At 43.8% G+C, this 17,156-nt stretch carries 14 protein-coding genes; 10 read left to right on the forward strand and 4 right to left on the reverse strand.

All coding sequences use genetic code 11. From position 1 onward, the window contains the following. The first annotated feature begins 188 nt into the window (after positions 1-188). Positions 189-1,460, forward strand: coding sequence for an ATP-dependent Clp protease ATP-binding subunit ClpX (gene clpX / locus QN395_RS14870; RefSeq protein WP_323492378.1), 1,272 nt, complete (start codon positions 189-191; stop codon positions 1,458-1,460). Positions 1,461-1,668: 208 nt separating this feature from the next. After that, positions 1,669-4,083 (forward strand): endopeptidase La, encoded by a 2,415-nt coding sequence (gene lon, locus QN395_RS14875; RefSeq protein ID WP_322118556.1) that lies wholly within the window; start codon positions 1,669-1,671, stop codon positions 4,081-4,083. Between the two features lie 391 nt (positions 4,084-4,474). Here the strand turns inward: lon and lexA are convergent, their stop codons facing one another. Then, positions 4,475-5,149, reverse strand: coding sequence for a transcriptional repressor LexA (lexA, locus tag QN395_RS14880; RefSeq protein WP_322118557.1), 675 nt, complete (start codon positions 5,147-5,149; stop codon positions 4,475-4,477). A 265-nt stretch (positions 5,150-5,414) separates the two neighbouring features. Here lexA and rpsF point away from each other — a divergent pair, with 265 nt between their 5' ends. The 7 genes from rpsF (at position 5,415) to QN395_RS14915 (ending at position 10,410) form a co-directional block, all read left to right on the forward strand. Then, complete coding sequence (gene rpsF / locus QN395_RS14885; RefSeq protein ID WP_322118558.1) at positions 5,415-5,783, forward strand: 30S ribosomal protein S6; 369 nt, start codon at positions 5,415-5,417, stop codon at positions 5,781-5,783. A gap of 30 nt (positions 5,784-5,813) precedes the next feature. Then, positions 5,814-6,113 carry a primosomal replication protein N gene (priB, locus tag QN395_RS14890; RefSeq protein WP_323492379.1) on the forward strand — a complete coding sequence of 100 codons (300 nt, stop codon included), beginning with the start codon at positions 5,814-5,816 and terminating at the stop codon, positions 6,111-6,113. 9 nt (positions 6,114-6,122) lie between these two features. Next, positions 6,123-6,407 (forward strand): 30S ribosomal protein S18, encoded by a 285-nt coding sequence (gene rpsR / locus QN395_RS14895; RefSeq protein WP_322118560.1) that lies wholly within the window; start codon positions 6,123-6,125, stop codon positions 6,405-6,407. A 27-nt stretch (positions 6,408-6,434) separates the two neighbouring features. Further along, the gene (rplI, locus tag QN395_RS14900; RefSeq protein ID WP_322118561.1) at positions 6,435-6,887 is read left to right on the forward strand and encodes a 50S ribosomal protein L9; all 453 of its coding nucleotides are present in this window, start codon (positions 6,435-6,437) and stop codon (positions 6,885-6,887) included. 264 nt (positions 6,888-7,151) lie between these two features. After that, positions 7,152-8,540, forward strand: a complete 1,389-nt coding sequence (locus tag QN395_RS14905; RefSeq protein WP_322118562.1) for a replicative DNA helicase — start codon at positions 7,152-7,154, stop codon at positions 8,538-8,540. Between the two features lie 90 nt (positions 8,541-8,630). Beyond that, positions 8,631-9,257, forward strand: coding sequence for a DUF47 domain-containing protein (locus tag QN395_RS14910; protein ID WP_322118563.1), 627 nt, complete (start codon positions 8,631-8,633; stop codon positions 9,255-9,257). Positions 9,258-9,399: 142 nt separating this feature from the next. Beyond that, positions 9,400-10,410: an inorganic phosphate transporter gene (locus QN395_RS14915; RefSeq protein WP_322118564.1), complete on the forward strand. Its 1,011-nt coding sequence runs from the start codon at positions 9,400-9,402 to the stop codon at positions 10,408-10,410. A gap of 160 nt (positions 10,411-10,570) precedes the next feature. Here the strand turns inward: QN395_RS14915 and QN395_RS14920 are convergent, their stop codons facing one another. From QN395_RS14920 to QN395_RS14930, 3 genes are all read right to left on the reverse strand, one after another. After that, entirely contained in the window at positions 10,571-11,326 is a 756-nt protein-coding gene (locus QN395_RS14920; protein ID WP_322118565.1) for a LytTR family DNA-binding domain-containing protein, read from the reverse strand. A 28-nt stretch (positions 11,327-11,354) separates the two neighbouring features. Further along, positions 11,355-12,689, reverse strand: coding sequence for a sensor histidine kinase (locus QN395_RS14925; RefSeq protein ID WP_323492380.1), 1,335 nt, complete (start codon positions 12,687-12,689; stop codon positions 11,355-11,357). 472 nt (positions 12,690-13,161) lie between these two features. Beyond that, a complete protein-coding gene (locus tag QN395_RS14930) occupies positions 13,162-15,402 on the reverse strand; it encodes an EAL domain-containing protein (RefSeq protein WP_323492381.1) in 2,241 nt (746 codons plus the stop codon). Between the two features lie 307 nt (positions 15,403-15,709). Between QN395_RS14930 and aroC the strand changes: the two genes are divergently transcribed. Next, positions 15,710-16,789 carry a chorismate synthase gene (aroC, locus tag QN395_RS14935; protein ID WP_323492382.1) on the forward strand — a complete coding sequence of 360 codons (1,080 nt, stop codon included), beginning with the start codon at positions 15,710-15,712 and terminating at the stop codon, positions 16,787-16,789. The last annotated feature ends 367 nt before the right edge of the window (positions 16,790-17,156 follow it).

Here is a 17,156-nt window from a genome sequence, read left to right on the forward strand (position 1 = left end):
ACGTCCGCGCTTATTAAGTGCGGACGTTTTTTATTGTGCTCTATAATTAAATTGCTAGCGGGTTTTATATTGATTTGTTATCTTCGTATTTTCGTGTCCTTCTTCAATGACATATATCGGATTTACGGTTAATATCAAAATTATTCTCGCTTAATTTTTGCTTAATTCCTGTTAAAGATATACGTACTATGCCTGATAAAAAATCCTCCACTGGCGAAAAGCTTTTATATTGTTCTTTTTGTGGCAAAAGCCAACATGAGGTTAAAAAACTAATTGCAGGTCCGTCTGTTTTCATTTGCGATGAATGCATCGATCTGTGTAACGATATTATTCGTGACGAAGTTGGCAACTTGGAATCTATTTCCAGTGCAAAAACTGATCTGCCAACACCTTTAGAAATTACAGCTTTGCTTGATCAATATGTAATTGGTCAAGTAACAGCAAAACGTATTCTTGCTGTAGCTGTTTATAATCATTACAAGCGCTTAAAGCATCTTGGTAAAAAAGATGGTATTGAGCTATCTAAGAGCAATATCCTTTTGGTCGGCCCAACTGGGTCAGGTAAGACCTTACTTGCACAAACTTTAGCACGTATGCTCAATGTGCCGTTTGTAATTGCTGATGCGACAACTTTGACTGAGGCTGGCTATGTAGGCGAAGACGTTGAAAATATTATTCAAAAGCTGCTTCAAAACTGCAACTATGAAGTTGAGCGAGCCCAAAAAGGGATCGTTTATATTGATGAAATCGATAAAATATCTCGTAAGTCAGATAATCCTTCAATTACCCGCGATGTTTCTGGAGAAGGCGTACAGCAAGCATTATTGAAATTGATTGAGGGTACGATGGCATCCGTGCCACCGCAGGGAGGGCGCAAACACCCTAATCAAGATTTCATTCAGATCGATACCACAAATATTATGTTTATTTGTGGCGGTGCATTTGATGGTTTGGCTAAGATTATTTCTGACCGCTCTGAACGCAGCGGCATAGGATTTTCTGCTAGCGTGAAAAGTCAGGCAGAGAAGAGTGCTAGCCAGGTTATGCAAGATGCAGAACCGCAAGATTTGATTCGTTTTGGTTTGATCCCTGAGCTTGTCGGTCGTTTGCCTGTGATTGCAACTCTCAACGAGCTTGATGAGACGGCATTAATTCAAATCTTGGTCGAGCCGAAGAATGCGCTGATCAAGCAATATTCTAAATTGCTTGAAATGGAGGGTGCTGAGCTTGAAATCAGGCCAGCAGCTTTGCAAGCAATTGCAAAAAAAGCAATCGCACGTAAAACAGGTGCACGAGGCTTAAGATCTATTCTTGAGCACGCGTTGCTAGATGTTATGTATGATTTGCCTAGCGAGCAAAATGTTTCTAAAGTGGTTATTGATGAAAATACTATTACCAATGGCGCAAAACCTTTGTTGATTTACGACGAGCAACCGAAGGTGTCAGGTATAAAATCTTAATCCTTTAAAATTGTGGGTGAATGTCATAATTGATCCACGGTATTTGGAATAAGCAGTACAATTAATTACACAATAAAATTGAGCTTCAATCGAAAAGCTACCCGGAGTTTCTCTCTGAGTGGCTTTTTTTATTGTTTTTCGGATGACGGGCTTGAGATTTAGCCTAGTGCGCCAATCTATATACTAGAAATTTTGAATAAGGTGCGCCATGACAACTTCTATAATTACTGAACAAACCGAATTGCCTTTATTGCCACTGCGCGATGTGGTTGTGTTTCCACACATGGTTATTCCTTTATTTGTGGGGCGTCCAAAGTCCATTAAAGCTTTGGAAGCAGCAATGGAGCAGGGCAAGAGCATCATGTTGGCGGCACAAAAAGCTGCAGCAAAAGATGAGCCATCTGCTGACGATATTTACGAAATCGGCTGCATTGCCAATATTTTACAAATGTTGAAATTGCCAGACGGCACTGTTAAGGTGCTGGTCGAGGGTGCGCAGCGTGCACGTATCCACAAGATTACTGAAACAGAGTCTCACTTCACAGCAGAGCTCACTCCTGTTGCGCTGGAAGAGGGTGATGACTCTGAAGTAGAGGCAATGCGCCGTGCAATCGTTCAGCAATTTGATCAATATGTAAAACTGAATAAAAAAATCCCACCTGAAATTTTGGCATCACTTTCCGGAATTGATGATGCGGGTCGGTTAGCCGATACGATTGCTGCACATTTGCCTTTGAAGCTAGAGCAAAAGCAAGTCATTCTGGAAATTTTTAGCGTTGCCAAACGTTTAGAACATTTGCTTGGTCAATTGGAGGGTGAGCTTGACATTCTGCAAGTAGAAAAGCGTATCCGTGGCCGTGTTAAGCGTCAGATGGAAAAATCTCAGCGTGAATACTATTTGAATGAGCAAGTAAAAGCGATTCAAAAAGAACTCGGTGAAGGTGATGAAGGTGCTGACATCGATGAGTTAGAAAAGAAAATTCTAGCCGCAAAGATGCCGAAAGAAGCGCATAACAAAGCGATGAATGAGTTGAAAAAGCTTAAAATGATGTCGCCTATGTCTGCTGAGGCAACTGTTGTTCGCAACTATATAGACACGATCGTTAATTTACCTTGGAAGAAAAAATCCAAGGTAAACAATGATTTAACTAACGCTGAAAAAGTGTTGGAAGATGATCACTTTGGTTTAGATAAGGTCAAAGAGCGTATTCTGGAATATCTTGCCGTACAACAGCGCGTTGATAAACTGAAAGCGCCAATATTGTGTTTGGTCGGCCCCCCAGGTGTGGGTAAGACCTCCCTTGGTCAATCTATAGCACGTGCTACTAATCGTAAGTTTGTACGTATGGCGCTGGGCGGTGTTCGTGACGAGGCGGAGATCCGCGGTCATCGACGCACTTATATTGGCTCTATGCCCGGTAAGATATTGCAAAGCTTATCGAAAGTAGGCGTGCGTAATCCATTATTTTTACTGGATGAAGTAGATAAAATGGGGGCGGATTTCCGTGGCGACCCGTCTTCTGCGTTACTTGAGGTGCTAGATCCTGAACAAAACCATACTTTTTCTGATCATTACATCGAAGTTGATTTCGATTTATCAGATGTTATGTTTGTAGCGACCTCTAATTCATACAACATTCCGCCAGCTTTGTTGGATCGTATGGAGGTTATTCGTTTGTCGGGTTATACCGAAGACGAAAAAGCTAGCATTGCCCAGCGTTACTTACTTCCTAAACAAATTAAAAATAATGGTTTGAAGGATGGTGAAATCAGTGTTGCTGAAAGTGCTATTCGAGACATTATTCGTTATTACACTAGAGAAGCAGGGGTACGTTCCTTAGAGCGTGAGTTATCAAAAATTTGTCGCAAAGTCGTTAAAATGCTCTTACTTAAAAAGAGTGAAAAGAAAGCAACGATTACATCAAAAAATCTTGATAAGTTTTTGGGTGTTCGTCGTTACGATTTTGGTGTGGCGGTCAAAGATAACCAGGTTGGACAAGTCGTTGGTCTTGCGTGGACTGAAGTCGGCGGCGATTTATTGACAATTGAAGCAGTTGCAATGCCTGGTAAAGGTGGCGTGATACGTACCGGTACTTTAGGCGATGTGATGAAGGAGTCGATTGAAGCTGCTCGCACCGTAGTTCGCAGTCGTGCGAAGCGCTTGGGTATTAAGCCAGATGTGTTTGAAAAAAGTGATATTCATATTCACGTTCCAGAGGGGGCAACGCCAAAAGATGGTCCTTCCGCTGGTATTGCTATGACGACAGCTCTGGTATCTGTTTTTACCGGGATACCGGTACGTGCAGATGTAGCGATGACTGGTGAGATTACCTTGCGTGGTGAAGTATTGCCTATCGGTGGTCTAAAAGAGAAATTATTGGCCGCTCATCGAGGCGGAATTAAGACGGTTTTAATTCCTGAAGAGAATGCTAAAGATTTAACTGAGATTCCTGATAACGTCAAAAATAAGCTAGAAATCATTCCAGTGCGTTGGATAGATAAAGTCTTAGAAATTGCTTTAGAACGTCAGCCAGTTGCTTTGACTGATGAAGAAGTTTTAGTAGCTGCTACGGCCACTAAAGTTGAAGGTGGCGTTGATGTTGGTGGTGTTGTAAAGCATTGAGCCTGATCCGAAATTTGGTTTTAATCAGATAGTTTTCTCTGATTAAAAACTAAAGAAATTAAAATGGCCGCTAGTTACCTAGTGGCCATTTTTTATTCATAATTGATTTTCTGGGTTATCTAATCTTTAAATCATTGTCTAAATAGTAAATTAAATTGACCGATAATTTAACTTTTGTCGAGACGATGAAAGTAGGCTCGAAACATAAAATTTTATGCATTTAATCGGAGTTATTGCATACTATGGGTGAGTATATTTTAATTGTCTATGCACCAATTGAGTAAAATCATGTTTTTCAAAAAGATTGTGGGGAGTATATTGATTGAGTTGGGACGTGACAGATGGAATTTTTTTAATTTCCTGATATTGCCAATACCTAGTAATACATAACTTAAGTCCAGGTTCTGAGCAGCCCAACGGCTAAACCTTCAAGTGAAAAGTCTTGATCAAGTTCATTAATCTTGATATTGGGATAATCAGGATTTTCTGCCAATAGCTCGATCATATCCCCTGATTTTTTATAGCGTTTAACCGTAACATCATCCCCCATACGGGCAATCACGATTTGTCCATTTTTTGCTTCGTTAGATTTTTTTACTGCGAGCAAATCACCATCAAAAATACCGGCATCACGCATAGACATACCACGCACTTTGAGCAGATAGTCTGGAATAGCTGAAAATAAGGCTGGATCAACTTGATAGGTCGTATCCACATGCTCTTGCGCAAGAATGGGAGATCCTGCTGCTACTCTGCCAACTAGCGGCAAACTAAGTTGCATTAGTGATGGATGAGGTAGCGCTAATTGAGCACTATAGTTAGGCCTAGCCTTGGTGCTTCCACTGCTTAGTATGGAATCGAGCAATCGTATGCCGCGTGAGGTACCCGGAGCAATTTCAATAACTCCTTTGCGTGCTAGTGCTTGCAAATGCTCTTCCGCTGCATTGGTGGAGCGAAAACCTAATTCATTCGCAATTTCTGCTCTTGTTGGCGGAAATCCAGTATTTTGGATCGCGTCCTTAATTAAATTTAAAATCTGTTCTTGGCGAGCGGTGAGTTTTAGCATGATCGAATTCCAATCGTGTAGTTGTGAGACTGGGTTTATATGCAGCCTGTATTTTTGTACAGTATAAACCTAAAATCTTTTTCATCTCAAAATTTTTTTAAGTCCTCTCAATGGGTGTGTTACACATAAATTGGTAGCAGTAAATGTAATAAGCTATTGAAACTATTGAGTAAATTGTCAAAATGCAGTATAGTTATGGGCTTTCCTCTTCCCGCACTCGTCTTGACGCCGAGGCGGGCTATTCAATTGTCCACAAGGAGAATATATGCGTCATTATGAAATCGTATTTATCGTACATCCGGATCAAAGCGAGCAAGTGCCTGCAATGATCGAACGTTACAAAGCCACAGTTGTTGCACGTAGTGGTCAAGTACACCGTATTGAAGATTGGGGCCGTCGTCAATTGGCTTACATGATTCAAAAACTGGCAAAAGCACATTATGTTTGCATGAACATTGAGTGCGATGCTGAGACTCTGATTGAGTTGGAAACCGCATTCAAATTCAATGATGCAGTTCTGCGCCACCTCACAGTCAAAATGAAGAAAGCTGAAACAGCGCCATCTCCAATGATGAAATCTGTTCAGAAAGAAGATGCTGCTAAAACGCAACGCGTAGAAGCGCCAGCAGCATAATTGACACGTTAGAGGACGCTACATAAATCAGTGAATCAGCTTAAAGTCGTTGCCAGCATTGTAGAAAAATCGGCGCTGCGTTTTACACCAGCCGGAATTCCGATAGCCTCTGCGGTACTGATACATAGCTCTAAGCAAACGCAAGCAAATGCCCAACGTGTAGTCGATTTTGAAATCAATGCGCTAGCCGCAGGAGAAATTTCAAAGCGATTTATGGAAATAGAGTTAGGTGTTGTAATGCAATTCACAGGTTTTTTGTCGCGCAAGAACCGTAACAGCAAAAGTCTCGTATTTCACATTACTGAATTCGAGACAAATTTACTAGATTAGGAGCCACAAATGGCATTCGGTAAAAAATTTGACAAAAGCAAACTGAAAAATAAGCGCCCACAACAAAATCCATTGTTCAAGCGTAAAAAATTCTGCCGCTTTACAGCCGCACATGTAGCGCAAGTTGACTACAAAGACGTCGATACATTGAAAGATTTCGTGCAAGAAAACGGCAAAATCATGCCAGCACGTTTGACAGGTACTAAAGCTTTGTACCAACGTCAAGTCGACACAGCGATCAAACGCGCACGCTACTTAGCGTTGCTGCCGTACACTGATTTGCACACAGCGTAATTGACGACAAGGTACTAGGAGAAAAATATGCAAGTTATTCTGATTGATAAAGTCGTTAATCTCGGCAATCTGGGCGATGTAGTTAAAGTTAAAGATGGTTACGCACGTAACTTCTTGATCCCACAACGTATGGCTCGCCGTGCTACAACTTCAGCGATTGCTGAATTCGAAGCAAAACGCGCAGAGTTGGAAAAAGCAGCAGCAGCACGTTTGGCTGCAGCACAAGCTCAAGGCGAAAAATTGTCTGGTTTGACTGTGCAAATCTCGCAAAAGTCTGGTGTTGATGGTCGTTTGTTTGGTTCCGTAACCAACTTCGACATCGCTGAAGCATTGACCAAGCAAGGTTTTGCTGTTGAAAAAGCGCAGATTCGTTTGCCACAAGGTCCGTTAAAGATCGTTGGCGATCACTCTGTTGCCGTTGCTTTGCACACAGACGTAGTTGTTGATGTGACCGTTGCTATCTTGGGCGAGCACGCTTAAGTTTTAGTCGCATAGTATTTAAAAAAGCCGGGTTCGCCCGGCTTTTTAACGTTTACGTCGTTAAGATTGAGCGATCAATTAGTCTTGGCAGTCAGGTATTGATTTAATTAATTTGTTATTTTAAAGCTTGCAGCATAAATGGTATTTAGTATTTTTTAATAGCGGCTGTGCCTGTTATCTTAGTAATAAATGGTCAGATTTATGTATTTCATTAAGGCATGTTCTGTTGATTTCGATATTGAATAAAAAGGTATAATGCGCGCCATGAAAGCACCTTCCGATCCGCAATTAGATTCCATTCGCGTCCCGCCACATTCCATCGAAGCTGAGCAATCTGTTTTGGGCGGCTTACTATTAGATAATGCTGCGTGGGATAGAATCGCCGACTTTATCCGCGAGGATGATTTCTATCGATATGACCATAGGATTATTTTTCAGGCAATTGTTAAGCTGATTAATGCGACTAAGCCAGCCGACGTTATTACCGTTTACGAGGCACTGACTGGCCTGAATAAAGCAGACGACGCTGGTGGTTTGACGTATTTAAATGCGCTGGCACAAAATACTCCCTCCGCCGCAAATATTCGTCGTTATGCCGAAATTGTGCGTGACCGAGGTGTATTGCGCAAATTGATTTCAGTCTCTGACGAAATCGCTGGAAATGCCTTTAATCCGCAAGGTAAAGAAGTAAAGCAAATGCTGGATGAGGCAGAGTCAAAAATCTTTGCGATTGCAGAAGAGGGCTCCCGTGGCGCTCAAGGCTTCACTGCTATTCAACCTTTGCTTACACAAGTGGTTGAGCGAATTGATGAGTTGTATAACCGCGATCACACGAGCGATATCACCGGCGTACCAACGGGCTTTACGGATCTGGATCGGATGACTTCCGGTTTGCAACCTGGCGATTTGATCATTGTTGCAGGTCGCCCATCAATGGGTAAAACGGCGTTCTCTATCAATATCGGTGAAAACGTCGCAATTGAAAGTGGTTTGCCAGTCGCTGTGTTTTCGATGGAAATGGGTGGCGCTCAATTAGCCATGCGTATGCTTGGCTCTGTCGGTCGCTTGGACCAACACCGACTGCGTACAGGTCGGTTGGTCGATGAAGATTGGCCGCGTCTGACCCATGCGATTCAAAAAATGAACGACGCGCAGTTATATATTGATGAGACGCCTGCGCTGAGTTCAATTGAATTGCGCGCTCGCTCGCGTCGTTTGTCACGTCAATGTGGCAAACTGGGTTTGATTATTATCGATTACTTGCAACTGATGTCAGGTAACACTGCAGGTGAAAACCGTGCGACAGAAATATCCGAAATTTCCCGCAGCTTAAAAGGTTTAGCAAAAGAGTTGCAGTGCCCAGTAATCGCACTCTCTCAGCTCAATCGTTCGTTGGAGCAAAGGCCGAATAAACGTCCGGTAATGTCCGATTTGCGGGAGTCTGGCGCGATTGAGCAAGATGCTGACGTCATTCTATTTATCTACCGTGATCAGGTTTATAACCCGGACTCTCCAGATAAAGGTACCGCCGAAATCATTATTGGTAAGCAGCGTAACGGTCCTATTGGTAGCGTACGTTTAACCTTTTTGGGTGAATACACCAAGTTCGATAATTACACAGGCTCACTGTCTATTTACGGTGACAACGAATAGTCGTACGACTATTTAGCAGTATCCAGATTATTCAAATGCTTCTTTTTGATCTGGAGCGATTTCAGTATTTTTACTTCTAGCGAGAACAATATGTTTGGACGATTGATGCCCACTGAGGGTAAATTTTTTGAGCTCTTTAACCAGCATGCAGAATTATGCGTTAAAGGTGCCAAAGAAATGGTCGCCTTGATGACCAATTTTGATGACCTTGAGCACCGTGTACATGCAATTGAAGGTATAGAAAAACAGGCCGATACAGTTACCTACAACACGATAGAGTTATTGCACAAAACCTTCATCACGCCGCTGGACCGTGACGATATCCACCAGCTGATTACCCGCATGGATGATATTTTGGATTTGCTGGAAGATGCTGGACAAACAATCTCTTTGTATGACGTCCGTGAGATTACACCAGAGGCTAAACGTTTGGCTGAGTTATGTCTGGCCTGCGCAGAAAAGGTAAAGGCTGCGGTTGGACTCTTAAATAACATGAAAAACTCCCGCGAGATTTTGTTGATCTGCGAAGAGATTGATCGCTTGGAATCGGATGCGGATCACGTCATGCGTGCAGCGATGTCTAAATTGTTTCGTGATGAACCGGATGTCCGTAACCTGATTAAATTGAAAGCGATTTACGAGATTCTGGAAACCGTGACAGATCGTTGCGAAGACGTCGCCAATATTATTGAAGGCATTATTGTCGAAAACGCGTAACGATGAAACTGGCAAGACATTGCTCTGCTAGTTCAGATGCTACAAGTATGTGTACCGGCAGTATCTAAGCATCTAACTTGCCTGTCGTTTTATTTAGTATTAACTCTCAGCTCCGAGAGTGCTTAAAAGAGAAGTGATTCCCATGCAAACCTTCCATATGAGCCTGTACCTCATCATATTTCTGGTGGTGCTAGCTCTGTTATTTGATTTTATGAATGGCTTTCATGATGCAGCGAATGCTATTGCTACCGTTGTTTCTACCGGCGTATTAAAGCCTCAGCAAGCAGTCGCGATGGCGGCATTTTTTAATGTGCTCGCCATTGTAGTTTTTCCATTGACTGTTGCAACCACGATCGGTAAAGGTACGATCGATCCCAGTGTAGTTGATCATTATGTGATTTTTGGCGCATTAGTTGGGGCGATTTTTTGGAATTTTGTGACCTGGTATTTTGGTATTCCATCGTCCTCATCGCATGCATTAATTGGTGGTATGGTTGGTGCGGCGGTAGCTAAAGCAGGCACTGGCGCATTGATTTCTGCTGGCTTGATCAAGACGATCGTGTTTATCGTTGTGTCTCCTCTGTTGGGGTTTTTTCTCGGTTCTTTAATGATGTTATTGGTGTCGTGGTTGTTCGTTAAATCGACGCCGATGAAGGTTGATAAATGGTTTCGTCGTTTGCAGCTTTTATCCGCTTCCATGTTTAGCCTGGGGCATGGCGGTAACGACGCTCAAAAAACCATGGGGATCATCTGGATGCTGCTGATCTCTGCCGGTTATTCTGCACAAGCAGATACTTCGCCACCGCTCTGGGTGATTATCTGTTGTTATACCGCGATCGGTATGGGGACTTTGTTTGGCGGATGGCGCATTGTCAAAACTATGGGACAAAAAATTACAAAGTTAAAACCTGTAGGCGGTTTTTGTGCAGAGACAGCAGGCGCTGCGACCTTATTTTTTGCCACCGCCATGGGCATTCCTGTCTCCACGACACACACTGTTACTGGTGCGATTGTGGGCGTGGGTTCTGCCCAAAAGATGTCTGCAGTGCGTTGGGGTGTTGCTAGTAATATTGTCTGGGCCTGGATTTTGACTATACCTGCCTCTGCCTTTGTCGCCGCGATTGCATGGTGGGTCGGACGGCACATATTATAAATACTCCCCCTGTTTTTTGGTAAATATGCCTTATCGTCCATATTTTCTCTGGACGATTTAATATACATAGGGGCAGTATATTAAAAAGCCTGACAAGCATCACGTTTATCAGGCTTTTTTCAACTGCGTACCGTTTGTTGATCTGATCGCCGCTATTCGCTTACATTTGTTTAAACAGATGCACAAAGCTACGACTGACTTCCAGCTTCTCTGTTAGTCCTTTGACTTGCACTAGATGCCGTCCCCGCATGTCGCGCACTACGCCAGAAATCGCTTTGGCATTGACCAGGGTTGCCCGATGAATTTGCCAAAACAGGGCAGGGTCCAGCTCTTCCGCCAGATCGCGCACGGGCTTCCGGATCAATGCCTCGTAGCTTGCTGTTTGTACCCGGGTGTATTTTTCGTCTGATTGAAAAAACAAAATTTCTTCGACCGGGATCAAACGTAATTCTTGACCAATAGATGCTTGTATCCATTGCAAATAACTTTGTTTGCCGATTCCCATCTGCTTGGCTAATTGCGCCAGCATATTGCTCATGTCATTAGGCTCGGCTTGGCTATGTAGTCGCGTTTTTAACCGCTCTACGGTACGCGTCAGTCGCTCCACATCTGCTGGCTTCAGCACATAATCGACTGCGCCATGATCAAACGCCTCTATTGCATATTGATCATAGGCAGTGATAAACACGATATGCGCTTTGTTGCCAATTTCCTTGGCGGCTTCTAAGCCTGTTTTGGCAGGCATGCGAATATCGAGAAAGGCAAAGTCAGGCTGTAATGTTTCTACTAACTGCACAGCTTCTTCGCCATTTTTGGCTTCATCGAGAATCTGCAATTCTGGCCAGACTTGTTCCAGGCGTGACCTTAACTGGTCGCGCATCAGTCTTTCATCATCGGCGATTATGGCGGTTGGCATATCGGTTGGCATAGTTCGTCAATTCCGTTTAGTTGGCTAACTCATAAGGGATTTCTATAGTAACGCAAACGCCTGTCGGTTGATTGGGTGTAATGACCATTTGCCCTTTTTCTTTGTAAATAAGTTTCAGCCGTTCACGAATATTTTGCAAACCTAAGCCCGTGCCGTTACTCGGCATTGCACCAAAGCCTAATCCGTTATCTGATACCGATACCCGCAATTTGTTGTGCGCTACTTCTGCATGGAAGCGAATCGTGCCACCTTCGGCTTTGACCTCTAACCCATGCTTAATCGCATTCTCAACCAGCGACTGCAACATCATCGGAGGGAAAGAGGCGCTGCGCAATCCTTCTGGCATGATGAAGTCAACCTCTAATCGTTCTTCCATCCGCATTTTTAATAGATCCAGATAAGACCTGACCATATCCGCCTCGCGTCCCAAATTGGTTGTTGCGGCGTTTTCGCGCATTTGTGGCAAGACAGCGCGCAAGTAAGAGATCAAGTTGCGTTGCATCGCTGCTGCGCGAGGCGGGTCGGTTTCAATCAAATATTCTACCGATGCCAGCGTGTTAAATAAGAAGTGCGGTTCGACTTGCGCTTGCATCATTTGCATCTGTGCCTCGCTGACTTGACGCAGCAATGATTCACGCTCAGCAGAGGCATTGGCTTGTTTGGCCTTTTCTTCCGCTCGGACTTTCCCACCCATTAACGCCTTCATACCAAGCAGGCCAAAAATCAATAACATCACAAAGTTGATAAACCATTTGGATGATTTTTTCTGGTAACTCTTTACCTCTTCATCCGCAGCGTCGGCAACGGCATCTTCAATATCATTGCTGATTTCCTGTGCGACCTCTGGCGGTAGCTTGATGTGAATATCATCTTGCCCATTTTTACTGATGACTGGTGCTGCAGGCGCAGCAGGTGCTGCGGCTGAGGCTTCAGACGCGGCACTTGCTGGTGCGACCGGCGCAGCAGGTTCTGTTGGTGTGCTGCTATTGCCGTTTAAAACGCGAATGCCATTCTCATCGATCTCAATTTGTTTGCCATCACCATCGGTTTTGTTTTTGCGGATATGGATACCAGTCCCATCAATCTCAATATTGGTATCGCCGTCGCTAATTGCTTTGGATTTACTCGCTTTTTTCGCTGCTTTTTTCTTAGTGACGACAACACTCTCTTCAGAACTAAAAAGATTATCTTGAAGGATCGCACCCGCGATCATTGTGACTATGGCGAATAAGAAAAACTTCCACCAGGACAATTGCGTTACCCAAGCGGCAGTTTTGTCAAAAGCCTTGCTGAGCCAGCGTAAAAAACTAGTAGCAAACTCTTTACTTGTTTGAAGTGTATTCGGGTTCATGATGAATTTCTCTCTAAGTTATCTTATTTCTACTAACTGATATTGGCTGATTAGCTTGGTAGCAAAGATAATGTTTTATATGGCATGTTGTGACTTTAGAGAAATGCTGGAGCGATCGCTACAGGCTTGCGACAGTCTGCAAATAAACTGGGACAGAATCAGTAAAAGTGAGCTTAGTGTGCAGGAGCAACAGTATGTTTTTCAAGATATAGCGAAAAAATGATGTCTTACCTGCTATGAAGATTGTTGATGAAGCTCATTGCTGTTCGTGATCATAAGAGTGATGTAAGTTTTTATTTAGATAATAAAAGTAATGAGCAGCATTTTAAAATGATCATGATGGTCGGTAAAAATCAATGAAGTAATTAAATAAGTAATTAAATAAGAAAGTGGCACATATCAGTGATCTGTCTGATCACCTGACTGCGCCACTATTGAAATAATTTGATATCAGCAGACCTAGTAAACGGAACTAAGTATTTTTTACTAATTGCTTTTGATTTTCTAACCAAGGATGTAAATCCTGCTTGGTCATAGGTTTTGCATAGTAATAACCCTGCGCCAAATGACAGCCAAACGACATTAATGTTTGTGCTTGCATTTCGCTTTCTACACCCTCGGCGATGATAGAAAGCTCCAGACTTTGCCCTAATTGCACGACCATCTTGGCGATACTGCCATCACCAGAATTTTCTTGTATTTCGTTGACGAAGGCGCGATCGATCTTCAGTTTGTCTACATCAAGTTTTTGTAAGTGACTTAAAGATGAGAATCCCGTGCCGAAATCGTCAATCGATACTTTGATGCCTAACTGTTTGATTTGATACAGCGTTTTGATCAGCAGTTCAGGGTCTTTCATCGCCATGGATTCGGTGATTTCTAGTTCTATTCTCTCTGGCGGCGCTTTGGTATCAGCCAATGCATTGTGCAAGGACTGCATAAACAGCGGGTGAGAAAACTGTGCTTGAGATACGTTAATCGCCATTTGGAAATCTTCGTAACCTAGACTGCGCAGATGGACGAGTTCGTGGCACGCCGTACGCAAAACCCATTCACCAATATCAACGATCAAGCCAGAATATTCGGCAATCGGAATAAATTGATCGGGAGGGATAAATTTGCCCTCATCCGTCTTCCAGCGTAGCAGAGCTTCCGCGCCAACTACCCGACCATTACGCATATCGACTTGCGGTTGGAATACCAAGAATAGTTTTTCGCTCTCAAACGCAGAGCGTAAAGCATGCATCAGACGAACACGTTCGCGGATCTCTACTCCCATATCTCTGGTGAAATAGACAAACCCACCGCGTTGATGTGATTTGGCACGTTTTAACGCAATGTTAGTATCTTTTAGTGCCTCTGATCCGTCGCCATCGTAATCGCCAAGGGCGACTAAACCAATTGTTGCTGACAACTGTACATCTTGACGGTCAACTTGGACAGGAGGGTGGAAGAGCGCCAAAATCGCATCAGGGCAGACCATTTCTTCATCACCTAGTAGCGCAAAAGTATCGCTGCCTACGCGTGCTAGCTGACAATCGTTGCCAAAATGTTTTGTCAGCCGTTGCGCGACAGCGCATAGCAACATGTCGCCAAACTGGTGACCAAGCGCATCATTGGTTTCTGCAAAATGGTCAATGTCAATTAAGGACAATGCACTTTGTTTTTTGAGTGGCGATTGCAAGGTTTCATTCAACGTTTGCAGTAACTTTAAGCGATTGGCTAAGCCAGTCAGAGGATCGTAAAACGCATAGCTGTGCAAGCGCGAGGTCAGCATGACATTATCTAGGCCAACGGAGACGTTGCTGCAGAACACTTCCAGCAGCCGTTTATCCATGTCATTAAGATCAAGACCATTATTCAGGTAGACAGTCAGATCCCGATCCGCGACATTACTAAAATAAAGTGTGGTCGATTCAGGTTCATACAGATTGCTACGTCCTTGCATAGAACGCTGCACAATGGCATGCACACTTTCTTGGGCGACGTCACCTAGGGGGCGATCAATCCATTCGTTAAAAGAAAAGGTTGTTGCAATAACGAGTAATTCATTTTCAGGATTGCCACCCTGTTGAGCGCAAACAAAGCCCTCAGGATGTCCACCTAGCAAACCAGATATTTGCGTTAAAACCCCAAGGGCGAAATTTTGTAAGCCCTGCAACGCCATTAACTCCGTACTGGCATTAATGATGAGTTCTAATCCTCGGCGGCTGGAGCTGATGGCACAGATTTGTTCATAGGAACGAATTGCTGATGTAACGGCAGTGTATAGCTTGGTGCGTGTCAGCTCTGATTTGGTTTTGTAATCATTGATGTCGTAGTCGCGGATCGCATCAATCTCAGGTGCGTAACCAGGTTGTCCGGTGCGTAAGATAATCCGCACGTCGGATAAGCCTAAGGTTTTTCTGATATGACTAACGAGTTGCAGGCCGGCGTCTTCTTGTTCCATTACGACATCAAGCAGAATAATCGCTATATCAGTTTCGCTCTGGAGAATGTCACGTGCCTCTGCAGCCGAGTATGCATGTAAGAAACTAAGCGGCCGGTGCTGAATCTCCAGGCTGCCGAGCGCAAATGTCGTCGCTGAATGGACATCAGGATCATCATCGATGATCATAATGCGCCATGTTGGGTGAAGCTTGCTCACTGCCGAAGCATCACTAGCCTCTGGTTCATCCAGAAAAACCAGATCATCTTCGGAAGAGTGGATCATTGCATTCATCTGAGGTGCGACTCCAAGAAAGGATTTATATATTGCTACGTGTATTACTTTCTTTGATTGTAACTTTACGTGAACTATCGCATTAAATGATCAAACAGCCAAGTCGGATTTGTTGTATTGAGTCAGTATAAAACAAGAAGTACAAATATTTCTCGACTTATGTGGACAAAATTCATAAAACCAAATTTTGTGTCGAGATTTACGTACTTTTCCTCGCGAATACCTTACCCGAAAGCGACTCTTACGCCGTCATCGCTGTTAAAATCAAGGCAATTTCGAAACAAATCCTGCAAATATTATGTCTGGTAATACATTTGGAACACTGTTCACCGTGACGACTTTTGGTGAGTCGCATGGCCCTGCAATCGGTTGTGTAATTGATGGTTGCCCTCCGGGGCTTGAATTGTCAGAGCTGGATATACAGCCTGAATTAGATCGTCGCAAACCGGGTACATCGCGCCATGTCACGCAACGGCAGGAGCCAGATACGGTAGAAATTTTGTCTGGTGTGTATCAAGGTAAAACGACAGGTACACCGATCGGTCTATTGATCCGCAACCAAGACCAGCGCAGCAAGGATTACGGCAACATTACCGAGACTTTTCGCCCCGGACACGCCGACTTTACCTACTGGAATAAATACGGCATCCGCGATCCACGCGGTGGCGGTCGTTCTTCTGCACGTTTGACCGCGCCAGTGGTTGGTGCCGCAGCGATTGCCAAAAAGTGGCTTTTTCAACAGTATGGTACGACCTTTAAAGGCGGAATGAGCCAATTGGGCGATATCGTGATCCCGTTTGAATCGTGGGCGCATGTGTCTGATAACCCCTTCTTTGCCCCCAACAATAATCCTGCTTTGATTACACAGCTAGAGGATTACATGGACGCCCTACGTAAAGACGGTGATTCGATCGGTGCGCGGATTGATGTGGTAGCGAGCGGCGTCCCGATTGGATTGGGTGAACCGATTTACGATAAATTGGACGCAGAAATCGCTTACGCAATGATGGGGATTAATGCAGTTAAGGGCGTAGAGATTGGTGCTGGTTTTAAGTGCGTTGCCCAGCGTGGTTCCGAGCATGGCGACGAGCTGACACCCGAGGGATTTGTCGGCAATAACGCCGGTGGTGTTTTAGGGGGGATTTCAACCGGGCAAGATATTACGGTTTCGATTGCAATTAAGCCCACATCGTCTATTCGTACACCACGTCGTTCGATTGATAAGGACGGCAACCCAGTCATGGTGGAAACTTTTGGCCGGCATGATCCCTGTGTTGGTATCCGTGCCACACCGATTGCTGAGGCGATGCTGGCGCTGGTATTGATGGATCATGCTTTAAGACATCGTGCACAATGCGCTGATGTTAGGCATTCATAAATATTGCTATGATGTGATTTGATACGACTCTACAGTTTTATGGGGAGTATAGCCACTAATGATGGTTATTGACCAGATAATCTATGGACGGTTAATTTTACTGGGTAGGAGTATTGCAAATATTCTATAGATGTTTTGTGGTGATGCCGGTAGATTTTCACGAATCGGGTCAACAGAATAAAAAATGGAAATTTCTTTATTTCTCTCCGATTATCCGGTGAAAGTTTGGCTTTAATTCAATATTTTCTATTTTTCTATGGAAAAACGTATGCCTTAAATTGATGCGCAGTATGGTTTTGCGTTGCACAATTGTGGCATAATCTGAAGCAAATCTTGCATAAGAGTCTCTCCGATTTCACCTGAGTCG

Source organism: Undibacterium sp. RTI2.2 (assembly GCF_035018705.1).
GTDB lineage: Bacteria > Pseudomonadota > Gammaproteobacteria > Burkholderiales > Burkholderiaceae_D > Undibacterium.